This window comes from Neisseria chenwenguii, assembly GCF_002216145.1.
GTDB lineage: Bacteria > Pseudomonadota > Gammaproteobacteria > Burkholderiales > Neisseriaceae > Neisseria > Neisseria chenwenguii.
This window is the reverse complement of sequence record NZ_CP022278.1, coordinates 903,782-923,528: the sequence shown is the minus strand read 5'-3', so window position 1 is coordinate 923,528 and position 19,747 is coordinate 903,782. Positions and strand designations below refer to the sequence as shown.

At 46.9% G+C, this 19,747-nt stretch carries 36 protein-coding genes; 28 read left to right on the top strand and 8 right to left on the bottom strand.

From position 1 onward, the window contains the following. The first annotated feature begins 192 nt into the window (after positions 1–192). From rplC to rplQ, 28 genes are all read left to right on the top strand, one after another. A complete protein-coding gene (gene rplC, locus BG910_RS04525) occupies positions 193–837 on the top strand; it encodes a 50S ribosomal protein L3 (protein WP_089037138.1) in 645 nt (214 codons plus the stop codon). Then, positions 837–1,457 (top strand): 50S ribosomal protein L4, encoded by a 621-nt coding sequence (rplD, locus tag BG910_RS04520; RefSeq protein WP_089037137.1) that lies wholly within the window; start codon positions 837–839, stop codon positions 1,455–1,457. Before rplC ends, rplD begins: the two co-directional genes overlap by 1 nt. Beyond that, positions 1,454–1,762, top strand: coding sequence for a 50S ribosomal protein L23 (rplW, locus tag BG910_RS04515; RefSeq protein WP_198344826.1), 309 nt, complete (start codon positions 1,454–1,456; stop codon positions 1,760–1,762). Before rplD ends, rplW begins: the two co-directional genes overlap by 4 nt. 12 nt (positions 1,763–1,774) lie before the next feature. Next, entirely contained in the window at positions 1,775–2,608 is an 834-nt protein-coding gene (rplB, locus tag BG910_RS04510; RefSeq protein ID WP_089035813.1) for a 50S ribosomal protein L2, read from the top strand. Between the two features lie 5 nt (positions 2,609–2,613). Beyond that, a complete protein-coding gene (rpsS, locus tag BG910_RS04505) occupies positions 2,614–2,892 on the top strand; it encodes a 30S ribosomal protein S19 (RefSeq protein ID WP_002215422.1) in 279 nt (92 codons plus the stop codon). Between the two features lie 8 nt (positions 2,893–2,900). Further along, positions 2,901–3,230, top strand: coding sequence for a 50S ribosomal protein L22 (gene rplV, locus BG910_RS04500; RefSeq protein WP_089035812.1), 330 nt, complete (start codon positions 2,901–2,903; stop codon positions 3,228–3,230). Positions 3,231–3,239: 9 nt separating this feature from the next. Further along, positions 3,240–3,932 (top strand): 30S ribosomal protein S3, encoded by a 693-nt coding sequence (rpsC, locus tag BG910_RS04495; protein ID WP_089035811.1) that lies wholly within the window; start codon positions 3,240–3,242, stop codon positions 3,930–3,932. Then, a complete protein-coding gene (rplP, locus tag BG910_RS04490) occupies positions 3,916–4,332 on the top strand; it encodes a 50S ribosomal protein L16 (protein WP_089035810.1) in 417 nt (138 codons plus the stop codon). The genes rpsC and rplP overlap by 17 nt, the downstream gene beginning before the upstream one ends. Continuing rightward, entirely contained in the window at positions 4,332–4,523 is a 192-nt protein-coding gene (gene rpmC, locus BG910_RS04485) for a 50S ribosomal protein L29 (protein ID WP_089035809.1), read from the top strand. Before rplP ends, rpmC begins: the two co-directional genes overlap by 1 nt. Continuing rightward, positions 4,523–4,786 (top strand): 30S ribosomal protein S17, encoded by a 264-nt coding sequence (gene rpsQ, locus BG910_RS04480; protein WP_089035808.1) that lies wholly within the window; start codon positions 4,523–4,525, stop codon positions 4,784–4,786. Before rpmC ends, rpsQ begins: the two co-directional genes overlap by 1 nt. Positions 4,787–5,010: 224 nt before the next feature. Continuing rightward, positions 5,011–5,379, top strand: a complete 369-nt coding sequence (gene rplN / locus BG910_RS04475) for a 50S ribosomal protein L14 (protein ID WP_089035807.1) — start codon at positions 5,011–5,013, stop codon at positions 5,377–5,379. An 11-nt stretch (positions 5,380–5,390) separates the two neighbouring features. Then, the gene (gene rplX, locus BG910_RS04470; protein WP_089035806.1) at positions 5,391–5,714 is read left to right on the top strand and encodes a 50S ribosomal protein L24; all 324 of its coding nucleotides are present in this window, start codon (positions 5,391–5,393) and stop codon (positions 5,712–5,714) included. A 9-nt stretch (positions 5,715–5,723) separates the two neighbouring features. Next, positions 5,724–6,263, top strand: a complete 540-nt coding sequence (gene rplE, locus BG910_RS04465; protein ID WP_089035805.1) for a 50S ribosomal protein L5 — start codon at positions 5,724–5,726, stop codon at positions 6,261–6,263. A gap of 3 nt (positions 6,264–6,266) precedes the next feature. Further along, a complete protein-coding gene (rpsN, locus tag BG910_RS04460) occupies positions 6,267–6,572 on the top strand; it encodes a 30S ribosomal protein S14 (protein WP_089035804.1) in 306 nt (101 codons plus the stop codon). A gap of 14 nt (positions 6,573–6,586) precedes the next feature. Next, the gene (rpsH, locus tag BG910_RS04455) at positions 6,587–6,979 is read left to right on the top strand and encodes a 30S ribosomal protein S8 (protein ID WP_089035803.1); all 393 of its coding nucleotides are present in this window, start codon (positions 6,587–6,589) and stop codon (positions 6,977–6,979) included. Between the two features lie 14 nt (positions 6,980–6,993). Continuing rightward, positions 6,994–7,530: a 50S ribosomal protein L6 gene (gene rplF, locus BG910_RS04450; RefSeq protein WP_089035802.1), complete on the top strand. Its 537-nt coding sequence runs from the start codon at positions 6,994–6,996 to the stop codon at positions 7,528–7,530. Positions 7,531–7,543: 13 nt separating this feature from the next. Then, positions 7,544–7,897, top strand: coding sequence for a 50S ribosomal protein L18 (gene rplR, locus BG910_RS04445; protein ID WP_089035801.1), 354 nt, complete (start codon positions 7,544–7,546; stop codon positions 7,895–7,897). 17 nt (positions 7,898–7,914) lie between these two features. Continuing rightward, on the top strand, positions 7,915–8,433 hold the full coding sequence (rpsE, locus tag BG910_RS04440; protein ID WP_089035800.1) for a 30S ribosomal protein S5: 519 nt from the start codon (positions 7,915–7,917) through the stop codon (positions 8,431–8,433). After that, positions 8,426–8,611, top strand: a complete 186-nt coding sequence (gene rpmD / locus BG910_RS04435; RefSeq protein WP_089035799.1) for a 50S ribosomal protein L30 — start codon at positions 8,426–8,428, stop codon at positions 8,609–8,611. Before rpsE ends, rpmD begins: the two co-directional genes overlap by 8 nt. 1 nt (position 8,612) lies before the next feature. Continuing rightward, positions 8,613–9,047: a 50S ribosomal protein L15 gene (gene rplO / locus BG910_RS04430; RefSeq protein WP_089035798.1), complete on the top strand. Its 435-nt coding sequence runs from the start codon at positions 8,613–8,615 to the stop codon at positions 9,045–9,047. 13 nt (positions 9,048–9,060) lie between these two features. Continuing rightward, positions 9,061–10,374 carry a preprotein translocase subunit SecY gene (secY, locus tag BG910_RS04425; RefSeq protein WP_089035797.1) on the top strand — a complete coding sequence of 438 codons (1,314 nt, stop codon included), beginning with the start codon at positions 9,061–9,063 and terminating at the stop codon, positions 10,372–10,374. A gap of 5 nt (positions 10,375–10,379) precedes the next feature. Beyond that, entirely contained in the window at positions 10,380–10,598 is a 219-nt protein-coding gene (gene infA / locus BG910_RS04420) for a translation initiation factor IF-1 (protein ID WP_003684714.1), read from the top strand. Positions 10,599–10,617: 19 nt separating this feature from the next. Further along, complete coding sequence (gene rpmJ / locus BG910_RS04415) at positions 10,618–10,731, top strand: 50S ribosomal protein L36 (protein ID WP_003697674.1); 114 nt, start codon at positions 10,618–10,620, stop codon at positions 10,729–10,731. A 75-nt stretch (positions 10,732–10,806) separates the two neighbouring features. After that, positions 10,807–11,169: a 30S ribosomal protein S13 gene (gene rpsM / locus BG910_RS04410; protein ID WP_089035796.1), complete on the top strand. Its 363-nt coding sequence runs from the start codon at positions 10,807–10,809 to the stop codon at positions 11,167–11,169. A gap of 19 nt (positions 11,170–11,188) precedes the next feature. Beyond that, entirely contained in the window at positions 11,189–11,584 is a 396-nt protein-coding gene (rpsK, locus tag BG910_RS04405) for a 30S ribosomal protein S11 (RefSeq protein WP_089035795.1), read from the top strand. A gap of 18 nt (positions 11,585–11,602) precedes the next feature. Beyond that, positions 11,603–12,223 carry a 30S ribosomal protein S4 gene (gene rpsD / locus BG910_RS04400; protein WP_089035794.1) on the top strand — a complete coding sequence of 207 codons (621 nt, stop codon included), beginning with the start codon at positions 11,603–11,605 and terminating at the stop codon, positions 12,221–12,223. Positions 12,224–12,248: 25 nt separating this feature from the next. Continuing rightward, positions 12,249–13,235: a DNA-directed RNA polymerase subunit alpha gene (locus tag BG910_RS04395; protein ID WP_089035793.1), complete on the top strand. Its 987-nt coding sequence runs from the start codon at positions 12,249–12,251 to the stop codon at positions 13,233–13,235. Positions 13,236–13,259: 24 nt separating this feature from the next. Continuing rightward, the gene (gene rplQ / locus BG910_RS04390) at positions 13,260–13,628 is read left to right on the top strand and encodes a 50S ribosomal protein L17 (RefSeq protein ID WP_089035792.1); all 369 of its coding nucleotides are present in this window, start codon (positions 13,260–13,262) and stop codon (positions 13,626–13,628) included. Positions 13,629–13,912: 284 nt separating this feature from the next. Here rplQ and BG910_RS04385 read toward each other — a convergent pair whose 3' ends face one another. From BG910_RS04385 to BG910_RS04350, 8 genes are all read right to left on the bottom strand, one after another. Further along, positions 13,913–14,890 (bottom strand): hypothetical protein, encoded by a 978-nt coding sequence (locus tag BG910_RS04385; RefSeq protein WP_232462237.1) that lies wholly within the window; start codon positions 14,888–14,890, stop codon positions 13,913–13,915. A 261-nt stretch (positions 14,891–15,151) separates the two neighbouring features. Continuing rightward, positions 15,152–15,934 carry an indole-3-glycerol phosphate synthase TrpC gene (gene trpC, locus BG910_RS04380; RefSeq protein WP_089037136.1) on the bottom strand — a complete coding sequence of 261 codons (783 nt, stop codon included), beginning with the start codon at positions 15,932–15,934 and terminating at the stop codon, positions 15,152–15,154. A gap of 171 nt (positions 15,935–16,105) precedes the next feature. Further along, on the bottom strand, positions 16,106–16,711 hold the full coding sequence (locus tag BG910_RS04375; RefSeq protein ID WP_089035791.1) for a trimeric intracellular cation channel family protein: 606 nt from the start codon (positions 16,709–16,711) through the stop codon (positions 16,106–16,108). A 73-nt stretch (positions 16,712–16,784) separates the two neighbouring features. Beyond that, on the bottom strand, positions 16,785–17,747 hold the full coding sequence (locus BG910_RS04370) for a YheT family hydrolase (RefSeq protein ID WP_089035790.1): 963 nt from the start codon (positions 17,745–17,747) through the stop codon (positions 16,785–16,787). Beyond that, a complete protein-coding gene (locus tag BG910_RS04365) occupies positions 17,744–18,376 on the bottom strand; it encodes a phosphatase PAP2 family protein (RefSeq protein ID WP_089035789.1) in 633 nt (210 codons plus the stop codon). The genes BG910_RS04370 and BG910_RS04365 overlap by 4 nt, the downstream gene beginning before the upstream one ends. Positions 18,377–18,440: 64 nt before the next feature. Continuing rightward, positions 18,441–19,277 (bottom strand): PHP domain-containing protein, encoded by an 837-nt coding sequence (locus BG910_RS04360; protein WP_089035788.1) that lies wholly within the window; start codon positions 19,275–19,277, stop codon positions 18,441–18,443. 38 nt (positions 19,278–19,315) lie between these two features. Next, positions 19,316–19,495, bottom strand: a complete 180-nt coding sequence (locus BG910_RS04355; protein WP_089035787.1) for a hypothetical protein — start codon at positions 19,493–19,495, stop codon at positions 19,316–19,318. Beyond that, positions 19,473–19,706 (bottom strand): RNA-binding S4 domain-containing protein, encoded by a 234-nt coding sequence (locus tag BG910_RS04350; protein WP_089037135.1) that lies wholly within the window; start codon positions 19,704–19,706, stop codon positions 19,473–19,475. Before BG910_RS04350 ends, BG910_RS04355 begins: the two co-directional genes overlap by 23 nt. Between the last annotated feature and the right edge of the window lie 41 nt (positions 19,707–19,747).

The following is a 19,747-nucleotide window of genomic DNA, read 5'->3' as shown; positions in this document are numbered from 1 at the left end:
TGAATTCGAACGTGGAATATTTTTCAGGCGGCCTCTGTGGCGGAGTTGTTATTATGATGGAAATAAAGGTTTTTATTGAATTCTTTCTGAGAGTTGGATTATAATAGCAAACTCAACTTTTTGGTTGGGGTTCGTTTTGTCCAAAATAAGCAAGCCAATCGCAGCTTGCCCTTTTTTAAAAGGAAAATAATCATGACGTTAGGTCTGGTTGGGCGTAAAGTAGGCATGACTCGCGTGTTCGACGAACAGGGTGTATCTGTTCCGGTAACCGTGTTGGATATGTCGGCTAACCGCGTCACACAAGTAAAATCCAAAGATGCTGACGGCTATGCGGCCGTTCAAGTTACCTTTGGTCAGAAGAAGGCAAATAAGGTTAATAAGTCAGCGGCAGGGCATTTTGCTAAGGCAGGTGTTGAGGCTGGTCGTGGCTTGATTGAGTTTGCTGTAACTGAAGAGAAGCTGGCTGATTTGAAGGCCGGAGATGAAATTGCTGTTGCTATGTTCGAAGTAGGACAGTTGGTTGATGTAACTGGTACCTCTAAAGGTAAAGGTTTCTCAGGTACCATTAAACGTCATAATTTTGATTCTCAGCGTACGTCTCATGGTAACTCCCGTTCGCACCGCGTTCCGGGTTCTATCGGTATGGCACAAGATCCTGGTCGTGTATTCCGTGGTCAGCGTATGGCTGGTCAATATGGTAATACAAAATCAACAGTGCAGAATTTGACTGTGGTTCGGGTTGATGTTGACCGCCAGTTGTTGTTGGTTAAGGGTGCAGTGCCTGGTGCAATTAACAGCGATGTTGTGGTTCGTCCCGGTGTGAAAGTAGGTGCATGATGGAATTGAAATTAATTGATGCTAAGGGGCAAATCTCTGGCAGTCTGTCTGTTTCAGATGCTTTGTTTGCCCGTGAATACAATGAAGCATTGGTGCACCAATTGGTAACTGCTTTCTTGGCAAATGCCCGTTCTGGTAACCGTGCGCAAAAGACGCGAGCTGAGGTAAATCACTCAACTAAAAAACCGTGGCGCCAAAAAGGTACGGGTCGTGCACGCTCTGGTATGACTTCTTCACCTTTGTGGCGTAAGGGTGGACGCGCATTTCCTAATAAGCCTGATGAAAACTTCACTCAGAAGGTAAATCGTAAGATGTACCGTGCAGGCATGGCTTCTATTTTGTCTCAGTTAGTGCGTGATGAACGCTTGTTTGCTATTGAGTCACTGGTTGCTAAAACTCCAAAAACTAAGACTTTTGCGGAGCAAGTAAAAAGCTTAGGTCTGGAGCAGGTGCTGTTTGTTACCAAGCAATTGGATGAGAATGTTTATCTGGCTTCGCGCAACTTGCCGAATGTGCTGGTTTTGGAGGCTCAACAAGTTGATCCATATAGCTTGTTGCGTTACAAAAAAGTCATTATTACTAAAGATGCAGTTGCACAATTAGAGGAGCAATGGGTATGAATCAACAACGTTTGACTCAAGTGATTTTGGCACCTATCGTTTCTGAGAAAAGCAACGTATTGGCTGAGCAGCGTAATCAAATGACGTTTAAAGTGTTGGCAAATGCAACTAAGCCTGAAATTAAAGCGGCTGTAGAGCTGCTGTTTGGTGTGAAAGTTACATCTGTGACAACTGTTACTGTTAAAGGTAAAGTTAAGCGTTTTGGTCGCACTCTGGGTCGTCGCAGTGATGTTAAGAAGGCTTATGTAAGCTTGGCTGCGGGTCAGGAGCTGAATTTGGAAGCCGCTGCGGCAGCTGCAGAATAAGGAAGAGTTAAAATGGCAATTGTTAAAATGAAGCCAACCTCTGCAGGTCGTCGCGGCATGGTTCGCGTCGTTGCTGAGAGCTTGCATAAAGGTGCTCCCTACGCGCCTTTGGTTGAGAAGAAAAATTCTACAGCCGGTCGTAATAATAATGGACACATTACCATTCGTCATAAAGGTGGTGGTCATAAGCATCATTACCGTGTAGTGGATTTTAAACGTAATAAAGACGGTATTACTGCAAAAGTTGAGCGTATCGAGTACGATCCTAACCGTACGGCGTTTATTGCGTTGTTGTGTTATGCGGATGGCGAACGCCGTTACATTATTGCCCCTCGCGGTATTCAGGCAGGTGCTATACTTGTTTCTGGTGCGGAGGCTGCAATTAAAGTGGGTAATGCGTTGCCGATTCGCAATATCCCGGTAGGTACAACCATTCATTGTATTGAAATGAAACCTGGTAAAGGTGCTCAAATTGCACGTTCTGCGGGTGCTTCGGCGGTGTTGCTGGCTAAAGAGGGTGTTTATGCTCAATTGCGCCTGCGTTCTGGTGAAGTGCGCAAGATCCATGTGGATTGCCGTGCTACCATCGGTGAAGTTGGCAATGAAGAGCAAAGCCTGAAGAAAATTGGTAAGGCAGGTGCTAATCGTTGGCGTGGTATTCGCCCGACCGTTCGCGGTGTTGTAATGAACCCTGTTGATCATCCGCATGGTGGTGGTGAAGGTCGTACAGGTGAAGCTCGTGAGCCGGTTAGTCCATGGGGTACTCCTGCCAAAGGTTACCGTACTCGTAATAATAAACGCACGGATAATATGATTGTCCGTCGTCGTTACTCAAATAAAGGTTAATTGATATGGCTCGTTCATTGAAAAAAGGCCCATATGTAGACCTGCATTTGCTGAAGAAAGTAGATGCTGCTCGTGCAAGCAACGACAAGCGTCCGATTAAAACTTGGTCGCGTCGTTCAACTATCTTGCCTGATTTTATTGGTTTGACTATTGCTGTTCATAACGGGCGTACTCATGTACCCGTATTTATCAGTGACAATATGGTTGGACATAAGTTGGGTGAGTTCTCATTGACCCGTACTTTTAAAGGCCATTTGGCTGATAAAAAGGCTAAAAAGAAATAAGGTGAATCATGAGAGTAAATGCGCAACATAAAAATGCCCGTATTTCAGCTCAAAAAGTTCGTTTGGTGGCTGACTTGATTCGTGGTAAGAGTATTGATCAGGCTTTAAATATCTTGACATTTAGCCCTAAAAAGGGTGCGGAGCTGATTAAAAAAGTATTGGAGTCCGCCATTGCTAATGCTGAGCACAATAATGGTGCTGATATCGATACTTTGAAAGTGGTAACCGTTTACGTCGATAAAGGCCCAAGTTTGAAACGTTTTCAAGCACGCGCTAAAGGTCGTGGTAACCGCATTGAGAAACAGACTTGTCATATTAACGTGACTGTTGGTAACTAAGGAAAAGCTATGGGACAAAAAATCAACCCTACAGGCTTTCGCCTGGCGGTAACTAAAGATTGGTCTTCGAAATGGTTTGCAAAAAGTGGTGAGTTCTCAACTGTATTAAAGCAGGATATAGATGTGCGTAATTATCTTCGCGCTCGATTGGCAAATGCTTCTGTTGGGCGTGTCGTTATTGAGCGACCTGCAAAATCTGCCCGTATTACTATCCATTCTGCACGTCCTGGCGTTGTGATTGGTAAGAAGGGTGAAGATATTGAGATTCTGAAGCGTGATTTGCAAGCATTGATGGGCGTACCGGTTCATGTCAATATTGAGGAAATCCGTAAGCCTGAATTGAATGCTCAAATTATTGCTGATGGAATCGCTCAGCAATTGGAGAAACGCGTACAGTTCCGTCGAGCAATGAAGCGTTCTATGCAGAATGCAATGCGTGCTGGCGCTAAAGGCATTAAGATTATGACCTCAGGCCGTCTGAATGGTGCAGACATTGCTCGTAGTGAATGGTATCGTGAAGGTCGCGTCCCACTTCATACTTTGCGTGCAAATGTGGATTATGCAACTAGTGAGGCTCATACTACATATGGTGTATTGGGTTTGAAAGTTTGGGTCTATACTGAGGGTGATGTGAAGTCTTCAGCTAAACCTGAAGAGAAGAAACAGAGAAAGGCAGGTGGTCGTCATGCTGCAGCCAACTAGACTGAAATACCGTAAGCAACATAAAGGACGCAATACAGGCATTGCTACGCGCGGTAATAAAGTAAGTTTTGGTGAGTATGGTTTGAAAGCCGTTGGTCGTGGCCGCTTGACGGCGCGCCAAATCGAGGCTGCTCGCCGTACTATGACTCGTCACATCAAACGTGGCGGTCGTATTTGGATTCGTGTGTTTCCGGACAAACCTATTACTGAGAAGCCTATTCAAGTTCGTATGGGTGGCGGTAAAGGTAATGTGGAATATTACGTTGCTGAAATTAAGCCGGGTAAGGTTCTATATGAGATGGATGGTGTGCCTGAGTCATTAGCTCGAGAGGCTTTTGAGTTAGCTGCCGCTAAATTGCCGGTTCCTACAACCTTTGTAGTAAGACAGGTGGGTCAATAATGAAAGTAAATGAACTGAAGGACAAATCTGTTGAGCAATTGAATGGTGACTTACTTGATTTGCTCAAAGCACAATTTGGCTTGCGTATGCAAAATGCAACTGGTCAATTAGGTAAACCAAGTGAGTTAAAGCGTGTACGCCGTGATATTGCTCGTATTAAAACCGTTTTAACTGAAAAAGGTGCCAAGTAATGAGCGAGGTTAAGAACGTTCGTACTTTGCAAGGCAAAGTAGTAAGTGACAAAATGGACAAGACTGTAACTGTATTGGTCGAGCGTAAAGTAAAGCATCCCCTTTACGGTAAAATTATCCGTTTATCTACCAAGATTCATGCTCATGATGAAGGTAATGAATATGGTGTTGGTGACGTAGTGGTGATTGCAGAATCTCGTCCGTTGTCAAAAACCAAATCTTGGGTTGTCAAAGAACTGGTTGAAAAGGCACGTACTGTTTAATTTTTTTGAGTGGTAGTGCTTTTTATAAGAAGCGAAGTCTTGCAGCAAATTATATTTGCGTGTAAACTTCGTTTCTTATCTTTCAGTGTCTTGCTGAGAGTTTCTTCCCTTCGGGATCCAAGACTGGTTTACTAGAACCGTGATGGTTTCATTTGGTAAGTAGCAATCGAGTTATGAGCTAAGTGAAAAGGGTAAATTAAGTTGGTTAATTTAAAGGTAATAACATGATTCAAATGCAGACCATCTTAGATGTGGCTGATAACTCTGGTGCGCGTCGTGTGATGTGTATTAAAGTATTAGGTGGATCTAAGCGTCGCTATGCTTCGGTTGGCGATATTATTAAAGTTGCAGTTAAAGATGCTGCCCCACGTGGTCGCGTCAAAAAAGGTGATGTATACAACGCTGTTGTTGTTCGTACTGCAAAAGGTGTTCGTCGTTCTGATGGTGCCTTGATTAAGTTTGACAATAACGCTGCTGTATTGTTGAACAATAAGCTTGAACCTATGGGTACGCGTATTTTTGGTCCAGTAACTCGTGAATTGCGTACTGAGCGATTTATGAAAATTGTTTCATTGGCACCTGAAGTACTGTGAGGAAAATAGCGATGAACAAAATTATTAAAGGCGATCAAGTCGTTATCATTTCTGGTAAAGATAAGGGCAAGCAGGGTCGAGTGGTTCGCGTATTGGGTGGTAAAGTGGTTGTTGAGGGTGTTAACATTGTTAAGCGACACCAAAAGCCGAATCCGATGCGAGGTGTTGAAGGGGGTGTTATTGTTAAGGAAATGCCTTTGGCTATTTCTAATGTTGCAATTTTCAATCCTGAGACCAATAAGGCGGATCGTGTTGGTGTTAAATTGATTGAGGGCGAAAGTAAAATCAAACGTGTTCGCTTCTTTAAATCTAACGGTTCTATCATTGGGGCGTAAGGAGATAACATGGCTCGGTTGAGAGAGTTTTATAAAGATGCAGTGATTCCTGAGTTGGTAAAACAATTTGGGTATAAGTCAGTAATGGAAGTGCCTCGCATTGAAAAAATCACTTTAAATATGGGTGTTGGTGAGGCAGTCGCTGATAAAAAAGTGATGGAGCACGCTGTTGCAGATTTGGAGAAAATTGCTGGTCAAAAACCGGTTGTAACCGTTGCTCGTAAATCTATTGCGGGCTTTAAAATCCGTGATAACTATCCAGTAGGTTGTAAAGTGACGCTGCGTCGCGATCAAATGTTCGAGTTCTTGGATCGCTTGATTACTATTGCGTTGCCACGTGTGCGCGACTTTCGTGGTGTGAATGGTAAGTCGTTCGATGGCCGTGGTAACTACAATATGGGTGTTCGCGAACAAATCATTTTTCCAGAAATCGAATACGATAAAATTGATGCGTTACGTGGTTTGAATATTACCATTACCACTACTGCAAAAACTGACGAAGAAGCTAAAGCTTTGCTGTCTCTGTTCAAGTTTCCGTTCAAAGGATAATCAATGGCTAAGAAAGCACTTATTAATCGCGAGCTGAAACGTCAAGCTCTGGCGAAAAAATATGCCGCTAAGCGCGAGGCAATTTTTGCAGTGATTAACGATGCAAATGCTACTGAAGAAGAGCGTTTTGAAGCACGCTTGAAATTCCAAGCAATTCCTCGCAATGCTGCGCCTGTACGTCAACGTCACCGTTGTGCTTTGACAGGTCGTCCTCGTGGTACATTCCGTAAATTTGGCTTGGGCCGTATTAAAATCCGTGAAATCGCAATGCGTGGCGAGATTCCGGGTGTTGTTAAAGCTAGTTGGTAATAGGAGTATTAATAATGAGTATGCATGATCCTATTTCCGATATGTTGACTCGTATCCGTAATGCGCAGCGTGCTAATAAGGTAACAGTTGCTATGCCTTCTTCAAAACTGAAATGCGCTATTGCTAAAGTTTTGAAAGAGGAGGGGTACGTCGAGGATTTTGCAGTTTCTGCTGATGCAAAACCAGTATTGGAAATTCAATTGAAATACTACGCGGGTCGTCCTGTAATTGAACAAATCAAACGTGTATCGCGTCCTGGCCTACGTATTTATAAAGCCTCTAACGAGATTCCAAGTGTGATGAACGGTTTGGGTGTTGCTATTGTTAGTACTTCTAAAGGTGTAATGACTGATCGTAAAGCCCGTTCTGAGGGTGTTGGTGGTGAGTTGTTGTGCATTGTGGCCTAGTGGAGAGAAAATAAATGTCACGCGTAGCTAAAAACCCAGTGACTGTTCCTGCTGGGGTTGAAGTAAAATTTGGAAATAATGAAGTATTGGTTGTAAAAGGTAAAAATGGCGAACTGTCTTTTCCTTTGCCTGCCAAGGTGGTCATTGAATTGAATAATGGTCAATTGACTTTTGCTGCAAAAGATGCGTCTAAACAAGCAAATGCTATGTCTGGTACCGCTCGTGCATTAGTTAACAATATGGTTAAAGGTGTTTCTGAGGGCTTTGAGAAAAAACTTCAGTTGATTGGTGTAGGTTATCGTGCCCAAGCCCAAGGTAAAGTATTGAATTTATCTTTGGGTTTCTCTCATCCGATCATTTATGAAATGCCAGAAGGTGTTACTGTTCAAACGCCCAGCCAAACGGAAATTATTTTGACTGGTGCAAATAAACAAGTGGTTGGTCAGGTTGCCGCTGAAATTCGTGCATTCCGTTCTCCTGAGCCCTATAAAGGTAAAGGTGTACGCTATGTGGGCGAAGTGGTGATGATGAAAGAAGCCAAGAAAAAATGATTGAGGTTCACTAATGAATAAACATGCAACCCGACTCCGTCGTGCACGCAAAACCCGTGCGCGTATTGCGGACTTAAAAATGGTAAGATTATGCGTGTTCCGCACAAATAATCACATTTATGCTCAAGTAATTAGTGCTGAGGGTGATAAAGTATTGGCACAAGCCTCTACCTTGGAAGCTGAAGTGCGCAATAGCCTAAAATCTGGTAGCAATGTTGAAGCGGCTACTGTTGTAGGCAAGCGTATTGCTGAAAAAGCAAAAGCAGTAGGCGTTGATAAAGTTGCTTTTGATCGCTCAGGTTTTCAGTATCACGGTCGTGTGAAAGCTTTGGCTGAAGCTGCACGTGAAAATGGTTTAAGCTTCTAATATTCGGAGACTTTCAGATGGCAAAACATGAAATTGAAGAGCGCGGTGACGGCCTGATTGAAAAGATGGTTGCTGTAAACCGTGTAACTAAAGTGGTTAAAGGTGGTCGTATTATGGCTTTCTCTGCGCTGACCGTGGTTGGCGATGGCGATGGTCGTATCGGTATGGGTAAAGGTAAATCTAAAGAAGTGCCTGTTGCTGTGCAAAAAGCTATGGATCAAGCTCGTCGGTCAATGATTAAAGTACCTTTGAAAAACGGTACTATCTATCACGAAGTAATAGGTCGTCATGGTGCAACTCGCGTATTTATGCAGCCTGCTAAAGAGGGGAGCGGTGTGAAAGCTGGTGGCCCAATGCGTTTAGTATTCGATGCAATGGGTGTTCATAACATTTCAGCCAAGGTGCATGGTTCTACCAATCCCTACAATATCGTACGCGCTACTTTAGACGGCTTGTCAAAATTGTATACTCCTGCTGATATCGCTGCTAAACGCGGCCTGACAGTGGAAGATATTTTAGGAGCTAGCCATGACTGAGCAAAAGAAACTCAAAGTAACTTTGGTTAAAAGTCTGATTGGTACTATCGAATCTCACCGTGCTTGCGCGCGCGGTTTAGGCTTGCGTCGTCGCGGGCACACTGTTGAGGTTTTAGATACCAAAGAAAATCGAGGGATAATTAACAAAATCAGCTACCTGTTGGAAGTGGAGTCGTAATATGTTTTTGAATACTATTCAGTCTGCTGAAGGTGCTACTCATTCAAGCCGTCGTGTAGGTCGTGGTATTGGTAGTGGCTTAGGTAAAACCGGTGGTCGTGGCCATAAAGGTCAGAAGAGTCGTTCTGGTGGTTTCCACAAAGTAGGCTTTGAAGGTGGTCAAATGCCTTTGCAGCGCCGATTGCCGAAACGTGGTTTCAAATCTTTGACTTATGCATTGAATGCGGAAGTTTGTTTGAGCGAATTGGCTTTGGTTGCGGTTGATGAGATCGATGTATTGGCTCTGAAGCAAGCTGGTCTGATTGCAGCAAATGCGCAAAATGTTAAAGTTATTGCTTCTGGCAAAATCAGCAAAGCCGTAACCTTGAAAGGCATTAAAGTTACCAAAGGTGCTAAAGTTGCAATTGAAGCAGCTGGTGGTAAAGTTGAAGAGTAAGGCTTGAATTATAGTGGCTAATCAACAATCTTCATCAGGTTTATCCAAGTTTGGGGACTTGAAAAAGCGTTTATTGTTTCTGCTGGGTGCTCTGGTTGTTTTTCGAATCGGTGCACATATTCCAGTGCCAGGCGTGGATGCAGTTGCATTAGCTAAAGTATACGAAAGCGCTGGGAATGGCATCTTGGGCATGTTGAACATGTTTTCGGGAGGCTCTTTAGAGCGCTTTAGTATATTTGCTATCGGCATCATGCCCTATATTTCGGCATCAATTATTGTTCAGCTGGCTTCAGAGATTTTGCCCTCTTTAAAAGCTTTAAAAAAGGAAGGTGAGGCAGGGCGGAAGATAATTACAAAATATACTCGGTATGGCACGGTATTGCTTGCTATTTTACAGAGTATGGGTGTTGCAACTTTTGTTTTTCAGCAGGGTGTAGTTGTTGCGAGTCAGGTCGAGTTTTATATTTCGACAATTGCATGTTTGGTCACTGGGACCATGTTCTTAATGTGGCTGGGCGAACAGATTACCGAGCGAGGTATTGGTAATGGTATTTCATTGATTATAACAGCCGGTATTGTTTCAGGTATTCCGGCGGGTATTGCTCAGCTTGTAGCTTTGACTACTCAGGGCGCTATGAGTATTTTGATGGCAGTTTCAATTGTAACGGGTGCATTTCTATTAATTTATATAGTGGTCTATTTTGAAAGTGCACAACGCAAAATTCCAGTTCATTATGCTAAACGCCAATTTGGAAATGGTGCAATGCAGGGACATAATACCCATATGCCGTTCAAGCTTAACATGGCTGGAGTGATTCCCCCGATTTTTGCATCAAGTATTATCCTGTTTCCTTCTACCTTGCTGGGATGGTTTGGAAATGCCAATGTCAATGGCTGGTTACAAAAAGTTTCAGGTTGGTTGCAACATGGGCAACCTGCTTATATCTTGTTATTTGCTGCAACTATAGTATTTTTTTGTTATTTTTATACAGCATTGGTTTTTAGTCCTAAGGAAATGGCTGATAATCTTAAAAAAAGCGGGGCGTTTGTTCCTGGGATTCGTCCAGGCGAGCAAACTTCTAAATATTTGGAAAAAGTGGTATTACGATTGACCTTGTTTGGTGCGTTGTATATTACGATTATTTGTTTGATTCCTGAGTTCTTAACGACGGCTTTGAATGTTCCGTTCTATTTGGGAGGGACTTCTTTGTTGATTCTTGTTGTGGTTACGATGGATTTTCATACTCAGATTAACTCATATCGAATGACTCGACAATATGAGGATTTGCTAAAAGGTCCAGATATGAAATCATTATCACGTAAATGAAACTTATGGCTAAAGAAGATACTATACAAATGCAGGGCGAAATTCTTGAAACTTTGCCAAATGCAACATTTAAAGTAAAGCTCGAAAATGACCATGTAGTTTTAGGTCATATTTCTGGGAAGATGCGGATGCACTACATTCGTATTTCTCCAGGTGATAAAGTAACAGTCGAGTTAACCCCTTATGATTTAACCCGGGCTCGTATCGTATTCCGAGCAAGATAGACTGTAAAAAGGAAAGAAAATGCGTGTACAACCTTCTGTAAAGAAAATTTGCCGAAACTGCAAAATTATTCGCCGTAATCGTGTAGTTCGTGTTATTTGTACTGATCCTCGTCATAAGCAGCGTCAAGGCTAAGAAGCTTTGCTTCTTTAGTGTTCGATGTTCGATTTTGTGATATAGTGACACACTTTGCCCTAAAAAGGAAAAAATATGGCTCGTATTGCAGGGGTAAATATCCCTAACAATGCCCACATAGTAATTGGCTTGCAGGCTATTTATGGTGTCGGCGCTACTCGTGCTAAATTGATTTGTGAAGCAGCAGGTGTTACTCCTTCTGTTAAAGCAAAAGATTTAGATGAGGCACAGTTGGATGCTTTGCGTGAACAGGTTGCCAAATATGAGGTTGAAGGCGACTTGCGTCGTGAGGTGACGATGAGCATTAAGCGGTTGATGGATATGGGCTGCTACCGCGGCTTTCGCCATCGTCGTGGATTGCCTTGTCGTGGTCAGCGCACTCGTACTAATGCTCGGACAAGAAAAGGTCCGCGTAAGGCGATTGCGGGTAAGAAATAATTTTTGAGGAATTTTGTTAATGGCTAAAGCAAACACAGCTTCGCGTGTACGTAAAAAAGTGCGTAAAACCGTAAGCGAGGGTATTGTTCACGTTCATGCTTCTTTCAACAATACCATCATTACAATCACCGACCGCCAAGGCAATGCATTGTCTTGGGCTACCTCTGGCGGCGCTGGTTTTAAAGGTTCTCGTAAAAGTACACCATTTGCTGCACAAGTTGCAGCAGAGTCAGCTGGTAAAGTTGCCCAAGAGTATGGCGTTAAAAATTTGGAAGTTCGTATTAAGGGTCCTGGCCCGGGCCGTGAATCTTCTGTGCGTGCGCTAAATGCTCTGGGTCTCAAAATTACCAGTATTACAGACGTAACTCCGTTACCGCATAACGGTTGCCGTCCGCCTAAAAAACGTCGTATTTAATTTTGGAGTATTTGAGACATGGCACGTTATATTGGCCCTAAATGTAAGTTAGCACGTCGCGAAGGAACTGATTTATTTTTGAAGAGTGCGCGTCGCTCTTTAGATTCTAAGTGCAAGTTGGATACTGCTCCTGGTCAGCACGGCGCAAAAAAAAACCGTTTGTCTGACTATGGCTTGCAATTGCGTGAGAAGCAAAAAATTCGTCGAATTTATGGTGTTTTGGAGCGTCAGTTCCGTCGTTATTTCGCAGAAGCTGCACGGCGCAAAGGTTCGACAGGTGAGTTGCTGCTCCAGCTTTTGGAATCTCGTTTAGATAATGTTGTATATCGGATGGGTTTTGGTTCTACAAGGGCAGAGGCTCGACAATTGGTTTCCCATAAGGCAATTACAGTTAACGGACAGGTTGTTAATATCCCTTCTTTCCAAGTTAAAGCTGGCGATGTTGTTGCTGTTCGTGAGAAGGCTAAAAAGCAGGTTCGTATTCAAGAGGCCCTGAGTTTGGCTACGCAAATTGGTATGCCGAGCTGGGTTTCTGTTGATGCAGCTAAATTAGAAGGCATATTTAAAAATATGCCGGATCGTTCAGAATTGACTGGCGATATTAATGAACAGCTGGTGGTGGAGTTTTACTCTAAATAATGCTTGCTCTGTGAGGGACAGTTAAATGCAAAATAGCACAACCGAATTTTTGAAGCCGCGTCAAATTGATGTGGATACTTTGTCTGCTACTCGTGCCAAAGTTTCTATGCAGCCATTTGAGCGTGGTTTTGGTCATACTTTGGGTAATGCTTTGCGTCGTATCTTACTGTCATCAATGAACGGCTTTGCTCCTACTGAGGTAGCTATTTCTGGTGTCTTGCATGAATACTCTACAGTAGATGGTGTTCAAGAGGATGTTGTTGATATTCTTTTGAATATTAAGGGTATTGTATTTAAATTGCACGGTCGTAGTCAGGTTCAATTGACCCTGAAAAAATCTGGCAAGACGGTTGTTGTCGCTGGGGATATTGATTTGCCTCATGATGTAGAAATTTTAAACCCTGAGCATGTCATTTGTCATTTGGCAAGTAATGGTCAGATTGATATGGAAATCAAAGTGGAGCAGGGTCGTGGCTACCAGTCTGTATCCGGACGTCGCGTTTTACGTGATGAAGGAAAGCAGATTGGTGCTATTCAGTTAGATGCGAGCTTTTCCCCCATTAGCCGTGTCAGCTTTGAAGTCGAGCCGGCTCGTGTGGAACAGCGTACGGATTTGGATAAATTGGTTCTGGATATTGAAACTGATGGTTCTATCGATCCGGAGGAGGCTGTTCGTAGTGCAGCTCGTATTTTAATTGATCAAATGTCTATTTTTGCAGATTTGCAAGGAACGCCGGTGGAAGAGGTGGAAGAGAAAGCTCCTCCAATCGATCCAATTTTGCTGCGTCCGGTAGATGATTTGGAATTAACAGTTCGTTCGGCTAATTGTTTGAAAGCTGAAGATATTTATTATATTGGCGACTTGATTCAGCGTACTGAAACCGAACTGTTGAAAACTCCGAATTTAGGACGTAAATCTCTGAATGAGATTAAAGAGGTATTGGCTTCCAAAGGCTTGACATTGGGTTCTAAATTAGAAGCTTGGCCGCCTATGGGCTTGGAAAAGCCGTAAGTTTCAAAATAAAAGGATAATGACATGCGTCATCGTAATGGTAACCGCAAATTAAACCGTACCAGCAGCCATCGTGCTGCAATGCTGCGCAATATGGCTAATTCTTTGTTGACTCACGAGACAATCGTGACAACATTGCCAAAAGCTAAAGAGTTGCGCCGTGTGGTAGAGCCCCTGATTACTTTGGGTAAAAAACCTTCTTTAGCAAATCGTCGCTTGGCATTTGACCGTACTCGCGATCGCGATGTAGTGGTTAAATTGTTTGATGATTTGGGTTCACGTTTTGCTAACCGCAATGGTGGTTATGTTCGTGTGCTTAAATATGGTTTTAGAAAAGGTGACAATGCACCTTTGGCATTGGTTGAATTGGTTGATAAGGTAGCCGAAAACTAAATGTAAGTGTGTTGTATGTTAAACGCCATCAGCGATTAGCTGGATGGCGTTTTTATTTTATTATCTGGTTAAATACGCAACTTTCTAAAAAGGTTTAATATTCAGGATGTTTTGAACTGCTACAGTAGCATACTGGATAAACAAGGTCGAAATCTTCGAGAAAACGCTGAAACCCTCGAAAATCGCTCATGCAACCGGTTGTTTTAATTTTGTAAAGATTCTAGGCCGTCTGAAATCGTGATGCTTTAAGGAATCATAATACTTCATACGGCCCCTTGACTTGTTTACTTGCAAAATTCTTTCAATGAATGTTTTTGTGCATGCCTCTTTTTATGTTTCGAACAAATTTTATTACTTTGTTCTCTTTTACTTAGTCCTATAACTTTAATGTCCTTGGGATGTGCGGCGATAAAGGCTTTGGTGGCTGCCATCATTTCCTCGGTGCGCGGGTCGCCCCAGCGTACGATTTTGCCGTTTTCATCGCGTTTGTCCGACCAGATAATCACGCCGTCCATGTATTTGTAGCTGATGTCGAGCATCTGCCGCCAGCGTTTGCCGTCGATGAATTTTTTGAAATGCGGGCTGCCGGTGGCTGAATAGTATTGCGGCCAGATGTAGCCGATGATTTTTTTGTTCGGCATCCGCTTTTTAATGTCGTCAACGGTGGTTTTCACGTCTGTTTCCCATTGCGCTATGTCCGGCGAGGTGATGTAGAGCACGGGGTTGGCGTAATCGCTGATGGCGGCGGTCATGTGGCGGCGTTTGTTGACCTGCTGCCATTTGTCGAGGATGGCCTGATTGCTTTCGTTCGGGCGGTAGTGGCGGATGGCGTTGAGGTGTTCACCCGGCAGGCCGTAGTTGCTGATGAATGCGCGCGGATTTTCTTCGCGGAAAATCCGATACATACGCGCGAAGTTGTTTTTCAGCTCCTGCGGGCTGAGAATCTGGCCGCCTTTGTCGGCAAACCAGGTTTCGATGTCGGTCGAAATCGTGCGGTAGCCTGCGCGGTAAGACTGCTTCGCCAGCTCGCGAATGCGTTTTTCGTTCAACACGCCATGTTTGCGCTTGCCGGTCGGGTCGGGCATCACCAGCTCGGATTCGTAAACCAAAAACACTTTCGACAGCCCGTCGGCCGTCAAGTCGGGCTTGCCGACGTAATCCATGCGGTCGTAAACGACAAATTCCTTGCCGTATGAAAACGCGGCAGTCAGAAGCAGCGCGGCGGCTGAGGCGGTGTGAAACAGTTTGTGTGAATTTTTCATAAGACGGCCTGAAAACGGAAAACGCTAGGTTATCGCCGGAATGCCGTTCAGACTACACCGCCAGCGTAAAAGCATGTCAGGCGCGGGAAAAAGGGCGGGGATTTTGCAAACAGCGGCGGTTTCGCATTTACAAAAGCAATCAGGCCGCGACCGTTGTAACAATCAAAAAAGCCGTCTGACACTTCGGCTACGCTCAGTGCAGGTGCTTCGACTGTGCTCGGTAACCGAATTGAATTTCAGACGGACTATTTTCACACGGCATCAAAACAGCTTTTTTACTTCCGCTTCAATATCGTCCGCGCGCATAAACGTCTCGCCGATTAAAAACGCATTCACGCCGTGGCTGCGCATAAAATCGACGTCTTCCTTATTACGGATGCCGCTTTCCGTCACTACCGTTTTGCCCTCCAGAACGGGCAGCAGATCCAGTGTCTGTTGCAGCGAAACGTCGAATGTGCGCAGATCGCGGTTGTTCACCCCCCAGAGTTTGGTGGAAAGTTTGCGGCATTTTTCCAGCTCGCTTTTATCGTGCAGCTCCAGCAAAACCGTCATCTTCAGGCTGTACGCCGCGTTTTCCAAACGCGCCAGCGTATCCGCGTCCAGCGCCGCCGCAATCAGCAAAACCGCGTCCGCGCCCCAAGCGCGCGCCTGATGGATTTGGTACTCGTCAATCATAAAATCCTTGCGCAACACCGGCAGCGAAACCGCCGCGCGCGCCTGTCTCAAATATTCGGGCGAACCCTGAAAATACTGCTCGTCGGTCAACACCGACAAACAGGCCGCACCGGCGCGTTCGTATGCGCGGGCGATTTCGACGGGATTGAAGTCCGCCCGAATCAAACCCTTGCTCGGGCTGGCTTTTTTCACTTCCGCAATCACCGCCGGCAGATTCTGCGCCTGTTTGGCAGTGATCGCGCCGAAAAAATCGCGCGGCGGCGTCGCATCCAGCGCCCGCGCCTTGATTTCGTCAAACGGAACGGCGGCTTTTTGCGCGGCCACTTCTTCGGTTTTGGTGGCCAGAATTTTGTTGAGAATATCGCTCATGTCGTGCTTCCAAGGGTGGGGGAAAGGGGATTTTAGCATTTGCGGCGCAAAGGCCGTCTGAAAAATTAGTTCTTCAAGCGACGTCATTTCCACCTGTGCAGGCATGACGCCGGTAAACATTTCAGACGGCCTTTCCCGATTTCCATCAAAACATTCGGGTTGTCTGAAAACTCAAGGCTTGGGCAGGCGCAGATGGATTTTGTATGCCCACATCCGTAAAACATAGCCGCTGATCAGCAGAACCTGCAATGTAAACGGATGAACCATATTCAGAAAATCCAGCAGGCAGACCGCAATGCCCACAATCACGGCCACGCTTCCGTAAAAGCCCTCGCGCATGATGACCGGAATATCGTTGATCAGCATATCGCGCACAATGCCGCCGCCGACTGCCGTCACAAAACCCGTCATCACCACGCCGAAAATGTTCAGTCCGTAATCCAAACCGATTTGCGCGCCGATGATGGTAAACGCCACCAGCCCGAGCGAATCCGCCCACGCAAAGGCTTCCGCCAACACGCGCCGTTGGCTGTTTTGCAGCTTCAAAAACCACGCCGCCGCCAGCGTCACGGCAATCACCAGCAGCGACGAATATTCCGTAAACACCGCCGGAATGCGCCCCACCAAAACATCGCGCATCATCCCGCCGCCGACAGCGGTCAGCAGCGCACAGATCAAAACACCCAAAATATCGAGCCGTTTGCGGACACCGACCAGATAGCCCGCCAAAGTAAAGGCGGCTGTGCCGATGATGTTGATTAAGTCGGAAGCGGTCATGGCGGAAACGGGAAATCGAAAAACAAATAATCATGAAACAAATATTTAAGGCCGTCTGAAAGCGTATCTTTTTTCAGACGGCCTCAAACTGCTCAAAATACCCCAATACCGCCTGCGGCAGCCAGCCGATATTCAGACGGCCGTTTTCTTTGCCGACAAAGCCGACGTGGCCGCCGTAGGGCGGTTGCAGCAGGGTGACACGGTCGGAAACTTCGCCCGCACCGGGCAGGGCTTCGGGCGGCAGGAAGGGGTCGTTGCGGGCGTTCAGAAGCAGAAGCGGCGTGGCAACGTCGGCAAGAAACGGTTTGCACGAGGCGCGGCGGTAGTAGTCGTGGCGGTCGGCAAAACCGTGCAGCGGTGCGGTAAACAGGTCGTCGAAATCCCCCAGCGTTTTGCAGTTTTCCAGCGGCGAGGCCGTTTGAAAATGCTTGAAGGCCCGGGCTTTGGGAATGAGAGAACTTAAAAAATAGCGCGTATAGAGCAGGCGCGTGAGGCCGCGGTCGAAACGTGTTCCCGCCGCGCTCAGATCGACGGGTGCGGAAACGGCGGCGGCGGCGCGGGGCAGGGCGGTTTGGTTCAGACGGCCTTGTTCGCCCAGATATTTCGCCAGCGCGTTGCCGCCGAGCGAGATGCCGATGGCGTAGATTTTCGGATAACGCGCTGCGAGTGTTTGCAGCATAAACGCGATTTCGCGCGTGTCACCCGAATGGTAGAACACGGGTGCGGTGTTGGGCACGCCGCCGCAGCCGCGAAAATGCGCCACCACGCCGTGCCAGCCGCGCCGCTGCACGGCTTTCATCATTTCCACCGCGTAATGGCTGCGGCTGCTGCCTTCCAAGCCATGGAACATTACCACCAGCGGCGCGTCGGGGTCGGCGGCATCAACAAAATCATAGGCCGCCAAACCCTGCGCCGTGCTGTCGGGCAGCAGCTCGCGGCGGTAGGCAGGCGGCGGGCTTTGCAGCGCTTTGGCAAACAGCGTGTCGGCGTTGCCGTTGCGCAGCCAGACAGGTGTGTTGAGCGAGGGAAAATTCATTTTCTAAACAGTAATTTATAAACCAATAAAGTGGAAAATGCGCCGTTTACCCAGCCTGCGAACACATCGGTCGGGTAGTGCACCCCCAGATAAAGGCGCGAAAAACCCATCGATAGCGCAAACGCCACACAGCCCGCGGCGACGGCGCGGCAGTGTGGCGAACCGCGCCAAAGCAGAAACACAATCATCGCCAAAGCCGCGCCGAATGTGGCATGGCCGCTGGGGAACGAATAATTGGCCTCTTCCACAATCCGTGGCCAAAGCTTGGGGCGCGGGCGGGCGAAAAACGACTTGACCGCAAGCATCACCAGCGTCGGCAGCAGCGTAGAAAACACGATAAACACAGCCGTTTTCAGCCGTTTGCGAAACGCCAGCCACACCGCAACCAGCGCAATCACGGGCACGGCGAGCGCCGTTTTGCCGACATAATGCAGCGCCACCGCCACGGGCGCAAACCAGCCGCCGACGTTGGCATGAATCCACAGCATCAGCGGTGTTTCAAACGCAAAACCCTGTTGCCCCCATAATTGTGATGCAATCATGACAACTGTTACCAAAGGCGCAGTCATGCAGAAAAGCAACATTAAAGTGCGCAGAGAAAAACGGCGGCGGATGTCGGTAAGCGGCATAAAAAGTCTTTTAAAAAAACGGTCGGACGGGGAATAAGCGTTGCTTCAAACATTTCAGACGGTCTCAATGCCGTCTGAAATGTTCCCAAACCGGTTTGCAGTTTGGCGGCAATTCGGGGCACGCGCCCAAGGTGCCGCCTGAAAAATCGTTTAAACGGTGGAAGTCGCTGCCCGCGCCGGCGAGCAGGCCGTAGCGTTCGGCCAGAAGCGCGTAGTTCAGGCGGTCGTTTTTGTCGCAGTTGCCGCTGTGAACCTCAATCCCCGCGCCGCCCAGCGCTTTGAACTCTTCAAACAGGCGTCGTTTGGCGGTGGCGGAGAGATCGTAGCGCATCGGGTGGGCGATGACCGCCAGCCCGTCCGCGCCGTTTACGGCGTTGACGCAGTCGGCGAGTTCCGCCCACTGGTGCGGCACGGCGCAGGATTTTCCGTCGCCCAAATATTTGGCAAACGCCTGCTGTTTGTTGCGTACGTGATTGTTTTGAATCAGAAATTCGGCAAGATGGGTGCGGCCGACCATTTCGGGATTCGCAGCGAGCGCGAGTGCGCCCTCAAACGCGCCGGCAATGCCTTTTTTTTCCAGCTTGGCGGCAATTGCTTCCAGCCTTTTCAGACGGCCTTGCCGCACCTTGGCCAACAGGGTTTGCAGCGTTTCGTTTTCAGGGTCGAAATCGAGGCCGACGACATGGATGGTGCGCCCGTGCCACGTTACCGAAATTTCCACGCCGTTGATAAAACGCAGGCCGATCGTATCGGCTTCTGCTCGCGCCTCGGCCAGCCCGCCGGTGTGGTCGTGGTCAGTCAGCGCAAGCAGGGTGCAACCGTTTTCGTGAGCGAGGCGCACGACTTCGGCGGGGGACAAAGTGCCGTCTGAAACGGTGGAATGGCAGTGAAGGTCTATCATGGGATTCTTTAAGGTTTTCAACGGGTTTTTCAGACGGCCTATCCCGCGCGCTCCGCAGCCTCGCGCAAACGCTTCTGCTGCGCGTCGTAGGCGGTTTTTTCGTTACAATACATCGTCTGCATGCAGGCATCGCCGCATTCGCTGCCGCAACATTCCCAATCTTCGGGGCGGACAGGTTCGGGAAGCAGCGTTTCGTCAGGCTTCAGGGTCGTATCCATCGGCAATCTCCAATCGTGCGCCGTCAAATTCAACCACTTCGCCGCCGCGGATTTTGGCGGTTTTGCGTATTTCTGTTTCGCCGTTTCGCAACACCAGCCCCTCTGCGATAAAGGCTTTCGCCTGCCCGCCGCTTTCGGCCAAACCTGCGAGTTTCAAGAGGTCGCAAAGGGCGATGTATTCGTTGTCTTCGAGATAGACTGTGGCTTCCATGTTTTTCCTTTCGTTTGGCGGATTGTAACGTAATTGGGGCG

What these genes read in the sequence shown, in the direction of transcription:
- rplC (WP_089037138.1), top strand. Translation starts at nt 193, where the DNA reads ATGACGTTAGGTCTGGTTGGGCGTAAAGTAGGCATGACTCGCGTGTTC.
- rplD (WP_089037137.1), top strand. Translation starts at nt 837, where the DNA reads ATGGAATTGAAATTAATTGATGCTAAGGGGCAAATCTCTGGCAGTCTG.
- rplW (WP_198344826.1), top strand. Translation starts at nt 1,454, where the DNA reads ATGAATCAACAACGTTTGACTCAAGTGATTTTGGCACCTATCGTTTCT.
- rplB (WP_089035813.1), top strand. Translation starts at nt 1,775, where the DNA reads ATGGCAATTGTTAAAATGAAGCCAACCTCTGCAGGTCGTCGCGGCATG.
- rpsS (WP_002215422.1), top strand. Translation starts at nt 2,614, where the DNA reads ATGGCTCGTTCATTGAAAAAAGGCCCATATGTAGACCTGCATTTGCTG.
- rplV (WP_089035812.1), top strand. Translation starts at nt 2,901, where the DNA reads ATGAGAGTAAATGCGCAACATAAAAATGCCCGTATTTCAGCTCAAAAA.
- rpsC (WP_089035811.1), top strand. Translation starts at nt 3,240, where the DNA reads ATGGGACAAAAAATCAACCCTACAGGCTTTCGCCTGGCGGTAACTAAA.
- rplP (WP_089035810.1), top strand. Translation starts at nt 3,916, where the DNA reads ATGCTGCAGCCAACTAGACTGAAATACCGTAAGCAACATAAAGGACGC.
- rpmC (WP_089035809.1), top strand. Translation starts at nt 4,332, where the DNA reads ATGAAAGTAAATGAACTGAAGGACAAATCTGTTGAGCAATTGAATGGT.
- rpsQ (WP_089035808.1), top strand. Translation starts at nt 4,523, where the DNA reads ATGAGCGAGGTTAAGAACGTTCGTACTTTGCAAGGCAAAGTAGTAAGT.
- rplN (WP_089035807.1), top strand. Translation starts at nt 5,011, where the DNA reads ATGATTCAAATGCAGACCATCTTAGATGTGGCTGATAACTCTGGTGCG.
- rplX (WP_089035806.1), top strand. Translation starts at nt 5,391, where the DNA reads ATGAACAAAATTATTAAAGGCGATCAAGTCGTTATCATTTCTGGTAAA.
- rplE (WP_089035805.1), top strand. Translation starts at nt 5,724, where the DNA reads ATGGCTCGGTTGAGAGAGTTTTATAAAGATGCAGTGATTCCTGAGTTG.
- rpsN (WP_089035804.1), top strand. Translation starts at nt 6,267, where the DNA reads ATGGCTAAGAAAGCACTTATTAATCGCGAGCTGAAACGTCAAGCTCTG.
- rpsH (WP_089035803.1), top strand. Translation starts at nt 6,587, where the DNA reads ATGAGTATGCATGATCCTATTTCCGATATGTTGACTCGTATCCGTAAT.
- rplF (WP_089035802.1), top strand. Translation starts at nt 6,994, where the DNA reads ATGTCACGCGTAGCTAAAAACCCAGTGACTGTTCCTGCTGGGGTTGAA.
- rplR (WP_089035801.1), top strand. Translation starts at nt 7,544, where the DNA reads ATGAATAAACATGCAACCCGACTCCGTCGTGCACGCAAAACCCGTGCG.
- rpsE (WP_089035800.1), top strand. Translation starts at nt 7,915, where the DNA reads ATGGCAAAACATGAAATTGAAGAGCGCGGTGACGGCCTGATTGAAAAG.
- rpmD (WP_089035799.1), top strand. Translation starts at nt 8,426, where the DNA reads ATGACTGAGCAAAAGAAACTCAAAGTAACTTTGGTTAAAAGTCTGATT.
- rplO (WP_089035798.1), top strand. Translation starts at nt 8,613, where the DNA reads ATGTTTTTGAATACTATTCAGTCTGCTGAAGGTGCTACTCATTCAAGC.
- infA (WP_003684714.1), top strand. Translation starts at nt 10,380, where the DNA reads ATGGCTAAAGAAGATACTATACAAATGCAGGGCGAAATTCTTGAAACT.
- rpmJ (WP_003697674.1), top strand. Translation starts at nt 10,618, where the DNA reads ATGCGTGTACAACCTTCTGTAAAGAAAATTTGCCGAAACTGCAAAATT.
- rpsM (WP_089035796.1), top strand. Translation starts at nt 10,807, where the DNA reads ATGGCTCGTATTGCAGGGGTAAATATCCCTAACAATGCCCACATAGTA.
- rpsK (WP_089035795.1), top strand. Translation starts at nt 11,189, where the DNA reads ATGGCTAAAGCAAACACAGCTTCGCGTGTACGTAAAAAAGTGCGTAAA.
- rpsD (WP_089035794.1), top strand. Translation starts at nt 11,603, where the DNA reads ATGGCACGTTATATTGGCCCTAAATGTAAGTTAGCACGTCGCGAAGGA.
- BG910_RS04395 (WP_089035793.1), top strand. Translation starts at nt 12,249, where the DNA reads ATGCAAAATAGCACAACCGAATTTTTGAAGCCGCGTCAAATTGATGTG.
- rplQ (WP_089035792.1), top strand. Translation starts at nt 13,260, where the DNA reads ATGCGTCATCGTAATGGTAACCGCAAATTAAACCGTACCAGCAGCCAT.
- BG910_RS04385 (WP_232462237.1), bottom strand. Translation starts at nt 14,890, where the DNA reads ATGAAAAATTCACACAAACTGTTTCACACCGCCTCAGCCGCCGCGCTG.
- trpC (WP_089037136.1), bottom strand. Translation starts at nt 15,934, where the DNA reads ATGAGCGATATTCTCAACAAAATTCTGGCCACCAAAACCGAAGAAGTG.
- BG910_RS04375 (WP_089035791.1), bottom strand. Translation starts at nt 16,711, where the DNA reads ATGACCGCTTCCGACTTAATCAACATCATCGGCACAGCCGCCTTTACT.
- BG910_RS04370 (WP_089035790.1), bottom strand. Translation starts at nt 17,747, where the DNA reads ATGAATTTTCCCTCGCTCAACACACCTGTCTGGCTGCGCAACGGCAAC.
- BG910_RS04365 (WP_089035789.1), bottom strand. Translation starts at nt 18,376, where the DNA reads ATGCCGCTTACCGACATCCGCCGCCGTTTTTCTCTGCGCACTTTAATG.
- BG910_RS04360 (WP_089035788.1), bottom strand. Translation starts at nt 19,277, where the DNA reads ATGATAGACCTTCACTGCCATTCCACCGTTTCAGACGGCACTTTGTCC.
- BG910_RS04355 (WP_089035787.1), bottom strand. Translation starts at nt 19,495, where the DNA reads ATGGATACGACCCTGAAGCCTGACGAAACGCTGCTTCCCGAACCTGTC.
- BG910_RS04350 (WP_089037135.1), bottom strand. Translation starts at nt 19,706, where the DNA reads ATGGAAGCCACAGTCTATCTCGAAGACAACGAATACATCGCCCTTTGC.